This window comes from Fodinicola feengrottensis (assembly GCF_039530045.1).
In the GTDB taxonomy this organism is placed as follows: Bacteria; Actinomycetota; Actinomycetes; order Mycobacteriales; family HKI-0501; genus Fodinicola; species Fodinicola feengrottensis.
Window position 1 is genome coordinate 147,313 of sequence record NZ_BAAANY010000038.1, and the last position, 12,033, is coordinate 159,345.

General features: G+C 65.1%; 8 protein-coding genes. 4 read left to right on the forward strand and 4 right to left on the reverse strand.

Going from position 1 to position 12,033, the window contains the following annotated elements; all coding sequences use genetic code 11:
- Window positions 1-149: 149 nt before the first annotated feature.
- The 3 genes from ABD301_RS36320 to ABD301_RS36330 are packed head-to-tail and all read right to left on the reverse strand — an operon-like array spanning window position 150 to window position 4,488.
- Window positions 150-962 (reverse strand): SDR family oxidoreductase, encoded by an 813-nt coding sequence (locus tag ABD301_RS36320; protein ID WP_344314689.1) that lies wholly within the window; start codon window positions 960-962, stop codon window positions 150-152.
- Window positions 959-2,341: an aldehyde dehydrogenase family protein gene (locus ABD301_RS36325; protein ID WP_279580638.1), complete on the reverse strand. Its 1,383-nt coding sequence runs from the start codon at window positions 2,339-2,341 to the stop codon at window positions 959-961. The genes ABD301_RS36320 and ABD301_RS36325 overlap by 4 nt, the downstream gene beginning before the upstream one ends.
- On the reverse strand, window positions 2,341-4,488 hold the full coding sequence (locus tag ABD301_RS36330; protein WP_344314690.1) for a cytochrome P450: 2,148 nt from the start codon (window positions 4,486-4,488) through the stop codon (window positions 2,341-2,343). The genes ABD301_RS36325 and ABD301_RS36330 overlap by 1 nt, the downstream gene beginning before the upstream one ends.
- 85 nt (window positions 4,489-4,573) lie before the next feature.
- On the opposite strand from ABD301_RS36330, the gene ABD301_RS36335 reads away from it, so the two are divergent.
- From ABD301_RS36335 to ABD301_RS36350, 4 genes are all read left to right on the forward strand, one after another.
- A complete protein-coding gene (locus tag ABD301_RS36335; protein ID WP_344314691.1) occupies window positions 4,574-5,158 on the forward strand; it encodes a TetR/AcrR family transcriptional regulator in 585 nt (194 codons plus the stop codon).
- Window positions 5,159-5,196: 38 nt separating this feature from the next.
- On the forward strand, window positions 5,197-5,754 hold the full coding sequence (locus ABD301_RS36340; RefSeq protein ID WP_344314692.1) for a TetR/AcrR family transcriptional regulator: 558 nt from the start codon (window positions 5,197-5,199) through the stop codon (window positions 5,752-5,754).
- A 136-nt stretch (window positions 5,755-5,890) separates the two neighbouring features.
- A complete protein-coding gene (locus ABD301_RS36345) occupies window positions 5,891-6,823 on the forward strand; it encodes a serine/threonine-protein kinase (protein ID WP_344314693.1) in 933 nt (310 codons plus the stop codon).
- 76 nt (window positions 6,824-6,899) lie between these two features.
- Window positions 6,900-7,661 carry a GH25 family lysozyme gene (locus ABD301_RS36350; protein WP_344314694.1) on the forward strand — a complete coding sequence of 254 codons (762 nt, stop codon included), beginning with the start codon at window positions 6,900-6,902 and terminating at the stop codon, window positions 7,659-7,661.
- A gap of 91 nt (window positions 7,662-7,752) precedes the next feature.
- On the opposite strand, the gene ABD301_RS36355 is transcribed toward ABD301_RS36350, so the two are convergent.
- Window positions 7,753-11,718 (reverse strand): RICIN domain-containing protein, encoded by a 3,966-nt coding sequence (locus ABD301_RS36355; protein WP_344314695.1) that lies wholly within the window; start codon window positions 11,716-11,718, stop codon window positions 7,753-7,755.
- Between the last annotated feature and the right edge of the window lie 315 nt (window positions 11,719-12,033).

The following is a 12,033-nucleotide window of genomic DNA, read 5'->3' on the forward strand; positions in this document are numbered from 1 at the left end:
ATCGACGTCTGTTCCATGACGTCACCCGGGAAGTGGGTTCCCGGTGCCTTCCTTGGTCAGTCGTGTCCTGCGGGTTTTCGCCGTCAACCTCAGCACTCTCGGCGCCGGTTTCGTCGCGTACGCATTTTTCCAGTGGTATTCCGGCTAGCTCAGAGCTGGCGGACACGTTTCTCGTACGCGCCACGGGCGGCCTGGTCCGGGGTGGCCAACACCCGCGCGGCGCCGGTGGCCCGTCCCAACGCTTCGGCCCAGCGGCGCGGAAGCAGGGTCGCGGACAAGTAGAGAAAGCGGCCCGAGCGGGGAATCCACCGGTCGAAGCGCGGTTTTTCGATCGTCTTCGCGATGGCCGCAGCCACGTCGGCGGCCTGGACCGTACGAGCGCCGCGGACCCGAACCAGGCCGGCGCCGAGTTCGGTGTTGACAATCATCGGGATAACACAGGAAACATCGATGCCGGTGTCGGCCAGTTCGGCGCGGGTCGCCTCGGTCAGGCCAATCACCGCGTATTTGGTCGCGCTGTAGGTGGCGGCGCCGGGAAGCGCGACGCGACCCACGCCAGAAGACACGTTGATGATGTGGCCGCTGCGGCGGGGAAGCATCCGGGCGATCGCGAGTTTGCTGCCCAGCAAAACCCCGTGCAGATTCACGTCGACAATCCGCCGGGTGAGGTCGTCGCTTTCCTCGGCGAAGGATCCCAACGGCATGATGCCAGCGTTGTTGACAAGTACGTCCAACGGTCCCAGTTGGTTTTCGGTTTCGTCCAAGAAGTGAGCGAAAGACGACCGATCGGTGACGTCGAGCTGCATGCCGACGCAGCCCAGCTCGGCGGCGACCTTGCCGGCCAGCTCGCCGTCCAGGTCGCCGATCGCCACCCGCGCGCCAGCGGCCAGCAACGTCCGTGCGGTGGCGAGGCCGATACCGCGAGCGCCGCCGGTGATCGCGACGGTCTTTCCGGTGATCACATGAACCTCCGCAGCATCCGCAGCTTGCTTTCCGTGTACGGCGGATAAAGAACGGCGAGGTCGGGCCAGATGGGCTTGCGTAGCACCGATTTGCGGTGGCTGAACGTCTCGAATCCCCATTTGCCGTGGTAGCTGCCCATGCCGCTGACGCCTACCCCACCGAACGGCAACTGGCTGACCAGCACGTGGAACATCAGGTGGTTGATGACCGTCCCGCCGTTGCTCACCTCGGCGAGCACTCGCCGCTGCGCCTGTTTGGAAGACGAGAAGAGGTACGCGGCCAGCGGTTTAGGTCGCTGACGTACGAAATCAATGGCGGTGTCGAGCGAGTCGACGGTGAGAACCGGCAGGATCGGCCCGAAGATCTCCTCGGTCATCACCGCGGAATCATGGTCCGGATCGACGATGATCGTCGGCTCACACCGGCGAGTCGAGGAGTCCAGGGTGCCGCCGGTGACCGTACGGCCGCCAGAACTGTCCAGGAGACGTTTCAGCCTGGTCGCCTGCCGGTCGGTGGCCAGCGGCACGCCTTTGCCATCATCCGTACGGAAAGCCGTGATCGCGGCGGCGATCTTGTCGACCAGTTGGTCTCGTACGGGTTCTTCGACCAGCAGGTAGTCCGGTGCGATGCAGGTCTGGCCGGAATTCATCAGCTTCGCCCACGCGATCCGCTTGGCCGCGACCGCGATGTTGGCGTCCGCGGTCACAATCACCGGGCTCTTGCCGCCCAGCTCCAGCGTCACCGGAGTGAGGTGTGGAGCGGCCGCGGCCATCACGGCCTTGCCGATTTCCGGTCCACCGGTGAAGAAGACGTGGTCCAGAGCCTGATCGATCAGTTCCTGTGTCTCGGCGACGGCTCCTTCCACCACGGTGACGGCGGTCGGGTCGAGATATTCCGGGACCAGCCGGGCCAAAGCCGTGCTGACGTGTGGGGCGTGCTCGGACGGCTTGAGGATCACGGTGTTGCCGGCCGCGAGCGCACCGACCAGCGGCGCGAGCGTGAGGTGCACCGGATAGTTCCACGGCCCGATGATCAGGACCGTCCCCAGTGGCTCGTACGCATACCAGGCACGGCCCGGAAGTGCGCCAAGTGGCAGCCCCACCCGTTGGTCGCGCATCCACTTTCGCAGGTTCCCGCGGGCGAACGCCGACTCGGCCGTGGTCGGCGCCAGGTCGACCAGCCAGGACTCGGCCGCCGACCGGCCCAGGTCTTTCTCCAGCGCCTGCGCGAAATCGCTTTCCCGCTCGGTGAGCATCCGCTCCAGCGCGGTGAGCTGCGCGAGTCGCCAGGCAGGGTGTCTCGTACGACCACTGCGGAACGTCGTTCGCAACTCGCCGACCCGATCGGCGATGGACGACGACGTTTCTTTGGTCAGCATCAGGACCTCCTGGGATGGCCGTCGCGGGCGAAAGCCTTTCGCGCCTGCGGGAGATAGCGTACGGCCTCGGGCAGCAACCGCCAGACCGGATCGGTCCGCCGGACCAGCGCCCCGAAGCGTCGATAGCGCCGCTCGTCGGCGGCTGTCCAGGGCAGCTTGAGTTGTTCGCGGGTGGAGGGTGGCATCCCGCCGGTGGTGAGGAACGCGGCCACCGCATTGGCCGGCGGCCGGACCGTACGCCACAGCCAGCCCGGCATTTTCGGTGGCGCCGGCAGCCCTTTGGTCACGTAGCCGACACCGTAGCGGGCCGTTTTGTGCGCCACGATCCCGTCGTCCAGCATCTTCTGCCAGTACGCCTGGAAAGCCGTCCAGTCAGCCGGCATTGTGCGATCGCTCACCCCGTACATCCGAAACCAGACCTTGGACTCCCGATAGATCTCCTCCTTCTCCGTCAACGAAAGGGGGCGAACGAAGGTCTCGATCCCGTAGATCATGTTGTCCAGAAACGTGGCGTGCGCCCAGTAGTACGTTTCTGGGTCGAGCGCGTGATATCGCGTGCCGTCCGGCATTTCGCCCTTGATCTTCAGGTGAAAGTCGCGCACTTGGTGCCCGGTCTGGCGAGCCCGGGAACCGCCGTAGACGGTGTTCAGGATCGGGCCGACCGAGCGGCGCAGGCGAGCGAGGGTCTCGGAGAAGAAGACTGAATGATCCAGCACGCCCTGGCCCAGTGCGGGCAGCATGTTCTGCAGCACGCCGGCTCGGGGCCCGACCAGCAGCATCCGGGTGTCGCCGAAATACCGCCAGGTCAACGAATCCGGGCCCAGTGGTGCCGTCTCGCCAGTCGGGTTGGTGAAATCGAAGGGCATCCGCTTTATGCCGTTGATGAAGTTCGACAGCAGCGCCTCGGGCTCGCCGACCGTACGAATATCCGGCAGCCGGGTGAAAACCTCTCGCAGCAGCACGGTGATTTCCCGGCGAGCCAGGTGCGCGCCCAGGCAGTAATGCGGGCCGGGGCCACCGAAACTCAGGTGCCGGTTGGGGGAGCGGGTGATGTCGAAGCGGTCTGGATCCTCGAATACTCTTTCGTCCCGGTTAGCCGAGTTGTAGAACAGGACGACCTTGTCGCCGGCGTGGAATTGCGTGCCGTTCAGGTCGCAGTCCTGCGTGACCGTACGACGGAACTGGATGACCGGCGTGGCATACCGCAGGATTTCCTCGACCGCGCCGGCGATGTGGCCGTCGAAGTTGGACAGCAGCAGGTCGCGTTGATCCTGGTGGATGGTGAACAGATGCAGGGCGTGCGCGAGCGCGGTCCGCGTCGTTTCGTTGCCAGCGACCACCAACAGGATGAAGAACGATCCCAGTTCCTGCGGGGTCAGCGACTCGCCGTCGACGTTCGCGTTCACCAGCCGGGAAATCACGTCATTGGTGGGCTGTCGTCGACGCTCCTGGCCGAGCCTGCGCACCAGCCCGAAAAGATCCCGCCCGGCCCGGATCAGCCGCGCTGAGGCGAACATCATCTCGGTGCGCCCGACAGTGCCGGCCAGCAGCCGGTCTCGGGACAGGCCGATGTACTCCGGATCGGTGTTGCCCAGGATCACGTTCGTACGGCTGACAATCCGCCGGTGGTAGCGCTCCGGGATGCCGAGCAGGTCGCAGATCACCTCGACCGGCAGCCGGGCGGCGACCTGCTCGACGAAGTCACGCGGTCCGGTGGCGATCAGGTCGTCGACGATCCGGGTCGCCCGCCGTTGCAGGTCCGGTTCGATGTTCTCCAGCGTGCGCGGGGTGAACGCCTGCGCCACCACCCGGCGGATTTGCGCGTGCCGCGGGTCGTCCATGTTGATCATCGAGCCGAAGTACGGCGCGAGCCAGCGCGGCATATCGACCATCGCGTTGGCCGTCGGCTCGTTGCTGAACAGCTTCGGACGGTGGCTGGCCTCGGTCACGTCGGCGTGCGTGACCAGCGCGTACGCCCCAGTGCCAGAAGGGAACAAGGGCACTTTGGGGATGTCGAAAAAGGCCGGTTCGGGCTCGGCGCGTAGTCGCGCGAAAGCCGCCAGCCGCTCCGCTTGCGGCCGAACCCAGAACGCGAGCGTCATCAGGTCCGGCTGCGGCCGGGTCGAAGGAACAGCTGTCGCCGTCATCGTCGCCACCTTCCTCTCGTATACAGATATCAAACTTTGTCTCTCTGTATCAAGAGGCTGGTCGATCCGATATGCTCGGACCCCCATGAACTCGTACGACGCACCCGCCGACGACGAGCTGACCGCCCGGATCCTGGACGCGGCGCTCGCGGAGCTGCGTGACTACGGCCTGAAACGCACCAGTGTGGAGAACGTGGCCCGGCGGGCCGGTCTGGCCCGCGCCACCATCTATCGGCGCTTCGCGAACAAACCGGAGTTGGTACGGGTAGTGGCCGTACGCGAGGTGAGCCGGATGATGGAGCACGTCACCCGGCGAGTGGCCAGTTTGCCGACGGTCCAGGAACGGGTAGTGGAGGGTTTCGTGGCCGGCGTACGGCTGGCCAGGGACGACTCCCTGCTGACCAAGCTGCTGGCCTCCGAGCCGGAGACGACTCTTCCTTATTTGACGGTGGATTCCGAGGGCGCTCTCGCGGCGATCCGATTGTTGCTGGTCGCGCAGCTGATGGACACCCCGGAGCCGCTGGGCCTGGCCGACCCGGAGGCGACCGCCGAGGTGATGGTTCGGCTCGGCCTGTCTGTTCTTTTCGCGCCCCGCGGCCACATCCCGCTGGATACCGAAGAGGATCTCCGCGCCTTCGCGACCACTTTTCTGCTTCCGCTGCTGCGCTGAGGTGACGCCTGTACCTACTGGTAGGTATAGTGGCCGTCATGAGTACGTCCGAGCGCCTGATCGAAAGCACCCGCGAACTGCTGTGGGAGCGCGGATATGTCGGCACCAGCCCGAAAGCGATCCAGCAGCGTTCTGGTGTCGGCCAGGGCAGCATGTATCACCATTTCGACGGCAAGCCGGACCTGGCTCGCGCCGCGATCAGCCGTACCGCGGCGCAGATGCGCGCGCAGATCGACGCTCAGCTTTCCAGGCCCGGGACGGCGATGGAGCGGATCACCGGCTATCTCCGCCGCGAGCGGGACGTGCTCAAGGGCTGTGCGATCGGCGGCCTCACCCAGGACCCGGAGATCATCGCCGACGACTCCCTGCGCCAGCCGGTCGACGAGACGTTGCGGTGGCTGCGCGGGCGCCTCGCCGAGGTGCTGGCGCAGGGGCGTGACCAGGGCGAGATAGCCGCGACGCTCGATCCCGCCGCGACCGCCACCGCGGTCGTCGCGGTCCTGCAGGGCGGCTATGTGCTGGCCCGCGCGGCCGGCTCGGCCGAGCCATTCACCGTTGCTGTGGACGGCATCCTCGGCTTGCTCGCGTCCGCGTGAACCACCGGGCGGTTCGGCGGGACGACGATCGATCGACCGATCAGCGATAGCGGCAGATTCGAGCTGTGAGGTTTGACCCGGCCGGTTGGCGGGAACCCCCAGAGCGAAGGCGAGGCTTCGCTGAAAGGGGTGGCGCGTGCCGGCAACGAGAGCCGCGAAGGGGGACCTGGTGGCGGGTCGCTATCGGCTCGCCCGGCGTGTCGGCAGCGGCGGGATGGCCGAGGTGTGGCAGTCGGTGGACAGCCGGCTCGGCCGGCAGGTGGCGGTGAAACTGCTGCATGAGGCCTGTTCGGCCGACGAGCAGTGCCTGGACTGGTTCCGCCGGGAGGCGCGGGCGGCAGCGCGTGTTCACCATCCCGGCGTCGTGCAGGTGTACGACTACAGCGAGGGCGACGAGGTGCCGTACCTCGCGATGGAGCTGGTCGACGGGCCGACGCTGGCCGGCGAGCTTGGGGTGCAGGGGCCGGTGGGCGGCAGCCGTACGCTCGGCATCGTCTGTCAGGTCGCGGAGGCGCTGCAGGCCATCCACGATGCCGGGGTCGTGCATCGCGACATCAAGCCGTCCAATCTGTTGATCGCCGCCGAAGTCGCCGTGAAGATCGCCGATTTCGGCATCGCGCAGGCAGTCGACGAGTCGCCAGTCAGCGGACCCGGCCAGATCACCGGCACCGCCACCTATCTCAGCCCGGAACAGGCCCGTGGCGAGCAGACCACGCCCGCGTCCGACCTCTACTCGCTCGGCGCCGTGGCGTACGCGTGCCTGACGGGTGAGCCACCGTTCGTACGCGACACCCAGACCAGCACCGTGAAGGCGCACGTCGAGGAGGATCCGCCGATGCTGCCGCTGACCGTACCGGCACCGCTGCGCCGGTTGGTGACTTCCTTGCTACGCAAGGATCCCCGGCATCGGCCGACGTCCGCGGCCGCGGTGGCCGGCGCCGCGGAGAGGCTGCTCGCCGCCGAGCAGGCCGCTGGCCGGCACCGCCGCTCGTCGCGCCCGCCGCGGCCGGTGGCCCGGCTGCGGCACCGCCGGATTCGCTCGCACGCGTGTCAAATCAGCGCTTTCTGACAGATGTCATTTGTTTTCCCTGTGATTCAGGAGTACGTCAAGGGCACACCGCCTAACCTGAGGAATGGGGATGCGAATGTCCACTGCAGTCGCGCCTGCGTACCGTCGAGGCAAAACCGTCCTGCGCTGGCTCGTGGTGGCCGCCGCCGGGCTGATCATGGCGATCCCGGCCCAGCCGGCCGCCGCCGCGCTGGGCGGGCCGCCGGGATTGGACGTGTCCAACAACAATCCGCCAGTGAACTGGAGCTCGGTGAAAGCCAGCGGGCAACAGTTCGCGTATGTCAAAGCCACCGAGAACCTTAACTTCATCGACGGGACTTTCGGCGCGAACTACGTCGGCGCGTACAACGCTGGAGTCCCTCGCGGCGCGTACCATTTCGCCATCCCGGACGCCTCCACAGGCACTGCACAGGCTGACTATTTCCTTGCGCACGGTGGAAGATGGTCGCGAGATGGGCTGACCTTGCCGGGCGCGGTCGACTTGGAATCCCGCAGTGGCCATGCCACGTGCTATGGCAAGAGCCAGGCTCAGATGGTGCAGTGGATTCGGGATTTCACCACCGAATACAAGGCGGTGACCACCCGGGACGCGGTGATCTATACAAGTAAGGGCTGGTGGGACCCGTGCACCGGCGGCAGCAACGCCTTCGCCGCCACCAATCCGCTCTGGGCGGCCAGTTGGGGCGGTTCCAGCCCCACAATGCCCAGCGGCTTCGGCGTCTACACGTTCTGGCAGTGGACCTCGACCGGCAGCGTTCCCGGCACATCTGGCAACACCGACCTGGATGTCTTCAATGGCGACAGCGCCGGCCTCGGCCGGATGATCAACGGCGGCTGATGCCGTACGTTCAGCAGGATCCACGCGAAGGTGACGTTGTGGGGTGGAAAAATGGGCATTCCATCCCTGCAACGTCACCTTCGCGGTGGGTTTAGAGCTTCTTGAAATACCAGCGCTGGCAGGGGCCGCCCCAGTACGTCCAGGTGATCACGTCGGCGCCGGGGTTGGCGTCGCAGCCGGCGACGTCCATCGAAAGGCCGGTGCCGAGTGAGGACACGTTGTAGCTGCCGGTGGTGCCGCTGGGCTCGATCCGCCAGAGTTGACAGTCGTCCGCGTCATTCTCCGTCCAGATGGCGACTTCGCCATGTGGCAGTTTCGAGCAGCCGGTGATATCCAGTGGTTTGTTGGCGTCCGGGTCGATAATTCGGTAAACGTCGTCGCCGAGGCTCTGTAGTTCCCAGCCCTGGCACGGACTTCCCGGCACCCAGTCCCACATTCGTACGTCGCCGCCATCTTGTTGCTGGCAGTTTGTCACGTCCAGCACCATGTTGTGATTGGTGTCGGTCTCGATCCGGTAGCGGGCGGTGCCGTTCTCGCCGAGTTGGGTGGCGTTGTACGTCGGGCGCAGAATCCACTGCTGGTTCGAAGCCTGACCGCAGGTGTCCTGCTGCACCAGATCGTAGTCGTCGAGGCCGGCATTGGCGACAGTGGCGCACTTTCCACTGTGCGCGAACCGTAGTTGTACGACCGTGTCGGAGCTGGCCCCTTCGACGTACTCGATTTTCACCTGCTGCCAGGCGAACGGCTCACCATTGCCGGCGCCGCAGTCATACTGCTGGACCTGGACGTTGTCGTCCTGGCTGCCGTTGACCACATCCGCGCACTTGTTTTGGCTGTGCATCGGCATGATGCTGTATTGGTCTGTGCCGCCGATGGAATCGAGCCGGAACCGGGCGTTCAGGTCGACCGGCAGGCAGGTGTATTGGATAAAAGGTGCGCCATTGTCCAGGCTCACGTGCGAAACATTCAGGCACTTGCCGCTGTTACGGTTGACCAGCTCGTATTCTCGGTGTTCCAGGTCGAACTTCGGCCCGGCCGAAGCATCTACCTCACCATCCCACCCGAGGGTGGAATCAGCGAACGATGTTCCGGTGGAATGGAAGCTGTAAACCTGTTGGTGTCCGGCCGCGCCGCCGCCAAGGACGATCGCCGCGTCGGCTTTGCCGTCTCCGTCATAGTCACCGGCGGTGAAGATGGCCTGGGACAGGTCCGTCGCACCGCTGCGGCGCAGCCAGGAGGAACTCGTCAGGCTGGTACCGGAGGACTGGAAGACGGTCAAGCCGTAGTCGGTTGCCGCGTATTCGTAGAGCGCGACAATGTCGTCCTTGCCGTCGCCGTTGACATCGGCCACCACTGGTTTGGCCTTCTCCCAGCAGAATCCGTTCGCGCCGGAGTCGTAGACCTTGCTGGCGGCGGAAAAGGAGGTGCCGGTGGAAGTGTAGAGGTCGACCTCGGTCTGGCAGTTACCGAGGCTGCGCATACTCATCAGGTCGGCTTTGCCGTCGCCGTTCATGTCGCCGATCAGCGGGCTGCTCTGCGCCCAGGTGGTGCCGGCCGCGGACATGCCCCAGTTGGCCGGTGCGGAGAAATTGTTGGAGGCCAGGAAAACCAGCGCCTGCCAGGTGCCGTCGGCGTTGGCGTTCTGGACCACCAGGTCGGTCTTGCCGTCGCCGTCCACGTCACCGCTGACGATCCGGGCGGTGCTCAGTGGGAAGCCGTTCGGTCCGCTGGTCCACGAGTATGGCATCGCGTTGTAGCCGAGGCCGTCGGACATCAGCAAATAGAGCCAGATCTGCCGGCCGGAGCCCTCCCGGAAGATCGCCATGTCCGTTTTGCCGTCGCCATCGAAGTCACCCTGGACCGTACGAGTGCGATAGAGCGCGAAGCCGCCGCCTTCGTTGCTGTGCCAGCCCATCACGCCGTTGACGAAGCCGCTGCCTCCAGACGTGACGTTCCACACGGACGTACTTCCGAAGCCTTGGTCGAAAACCGCGGTCACGTCCGCTTTCCCGTCACCGTTGGTGTCGCCGCGTACGTGTTTTACCGTGCTGTTGCGCAGTGCCACCAACAGCCAGCCGTCGCTGACGTCGCTGACGTTGCCGGCCCTGTCGACGGCCTGCACGTAAAGCCGGGCCGTCGGCAGGCCAGTGGTTGGCGGGGTGACGGTGATCGGCACGGTCGCGGTGCCGTCGGTGGCGGCGTTGACGCGCTCGTTCACCTTGTCACGTGAGAAACCGTAGTTGTACGCGGCGACATCGGTGTCGCCAGTGGCCGGACTGAAGGTCACCTTGCCGACCGTACGGGCCGGAATGACCGCCGAGCCATTCGGATAGTCGGTCGATTGGATCTGCGGAACGTTCGGACTCACCGAGTCGACGAGAAAATAGCAGTCGTCAGTGGAGGGTCCTTGGACCACGGCGTCGGTGGTAAAGGCGTGATAGTGATAAACCGTGTTTTCGCCGAGGGTCGCGGCGGGCACCGGTGCCCACGAAAATGACGCACCGCTGACTGTCGGACCCACGTGGTCCTGGTAGACAACGGCTCCTGATGAATTGAGAATCTGCAGCGTAGTGGTAATGGAGTCGCCGGCGTCGGGATCGTCTCCGGTGGCGGCGAACTGCGGGGAGGCGGTGTCAATCGCGGTCGGTGCTGTCGCGGTTCCGCAGGGCATCGGCCGTACGAGATTCAGTCCGCGCGGGACTCGCGGCGGATTGTTGTACGTGATGGACATGACCGCGGAGGCTGGGTCGAATTTCTTCCACTGGGATTCGCTGGCACTGTTGCAGCCGCTCTCATTTGGCGCCTTCAGCCCCAGCGAGATCGAGGTGGCTCGGCTGTTCGCCACCGCTTGTACGCTGTTTTTCAGGTTGTCGCCAAGGAATGACATCGGAGTCGTGGTGTTGTGCGCGGCCGCGGACCGCTCGTCGAGATAGGAACCCCAATAGCCGCCGGTGTTGTCCCAGTCGAGTGCGGCATTGGGATCCAGGTCCGGCAGCTGGAAGAGGTCGACCGGGGTGGCGCCGCTGGTCGGACTCCAGGTGAGGTTGACAAACATCTTCGCGTCGGTGATCTGGCTGCCGGCAATGGTCTGGGCGCCGTTCACGGTGGAGAACTGGAACATCGACCGATAGATGTAGCTGGAGCAGCCCCATGCATAGCCAACCTTCGCGCCACCGTCGCTGCGATCGTAGTTCCAGCCCGACTGGTTCCCCATCCCATTGCTCACGTGCAGCCAGCGGATCATTCCACCGCTGAGTGATGGGTCGATATAGAGCGGAAAGTGGGCCGCAGGATTGGTCAGCATGGTTTTGTCCGGTGACACTTGGAATGCGTAGTTTCGCGAAGGGGCCGTGCCGGCTTTGACTGCCTGCTTGACCAAACCGCCGCCACTTAAAGTGAGCGCGACCGGTGCGTGCCGAGGGGCCGGCAGCCCGCCGAGTGCCGCCGCGGCAGCTTTCTGGTCGGCAGTGGTGGGAGCCGGTGGCGTGTCCCACATGTTCGGTGTGGCTGAGCTGAACACGACCTTGCCGGAACTGTCGGCCGCAATCGTCGTTCCGTCTGGTTTTCTGGTCAGGGAAAGCCCGGTCGCGGTCATCGGATAGCTAAGCGAGGTTAATGCCGGATTTACCGCGGCGGCCCGATTTCGTACGACCAACAGGTGCGAGAAGCCGCCGTCGGCGTAAACCTGCACCTGGAGATCCACACCGGGCAGGACGTTCGGATAGGTGGCGGTGTCGCCGGCCAGTACGGGTGTGGGAAGGCGGCCCGACCATCCCAGCTGGATGTGCGCGTTTGGATTGCCGAGGGTCAGCAGGGAGGTGCTTCCGCCTCCGGTAAGGACAATCGGTGTGACGGTGGCCGCTGGCCGGATCGTTCCGTCTGGCAGTTTATGCAGCGTGGTGTCGGGCGCCACCCAACTGCTGCCGCGTCGTACCCGTACCGGTACGGCGTGTTGTTCGAGCGTCTTCGTGCCGTCCGGATTGGCGAACACCTCGCCTGTTTCGGTACGCAGCGTGGTCATCTCCACGCGTTTGCCGGTTGTTCGCGCGGCTGTCATCGCCGTCGCCTCCGGCGAAGCGTGCGACGGAGCCAATGGGGCGCTCGCCGTGCTGTGTGTCGAGCTGCCGGTGGAATGAGCGCCCACCGATGAATAAGTGGCGGTTGGTGATCCGGTAGCCGGAATGGCGAGTACGATTGCCAAAACTCCGGTCATTAAACGCCAGCTATACTTGGCCATACGGGCGCCTCACTTCAGCCGTTTTTTACTTGTCTCGCTGGGTGTTCTTCCCAGTGGACAGTTCGCTGACCACTGTGCCGCTGATCGGTGTTAAGCGCTAAAGCTCCGATGATTATCGAAGTAATGGAACCTGGC

Bases quoted from the DNA above. Each gene is read 5' to 3' on its own strand.
- ABD301_RS36340 (WP_344314692.1), top strand. From the start codon at position 5,197: ATGAGTACGTCCGAGCGCCTGATCGAAAGCACCCGCGAACTGCTGTGG.
- ABD301_RS36355 (WP_344314695.1), bottom strand. From the start codon at position 11,718: ATGACAGCCGCGCGAACAACCGGCAAACGCGTGGAGATGACCACGCTG.
- ABD301_RS36325 (WP_279580638.1), bottom strand. From the start codon at position 2,341: ATGCTGACCAAAGAAACGTCGTCGTCCATCGCCGATCGGGTCGGCGAG.
- ABD301_RS36330 (WP_344314690.1), bottom strand. From the start codon at position 4,488: ATGACGGCGACAGCTGTTCCTTCGACCCGGCCGCAGCCGGACCTGATG.
- ABD301_RS36350 (WP_344314694.1), top strand. From the start codon at position 6,900: ATGTCCACTGCAGTCGCGCCTGCGTACCGTCGAGGCAAAACCGTCCTG.
- ABD301_RS36335 (WP_344314691.1), top strand. From the start codon at position 4,574: ATGAACTCGTACGACGCACCCGCCGACGACGAGCTGACCGCCCGGATC.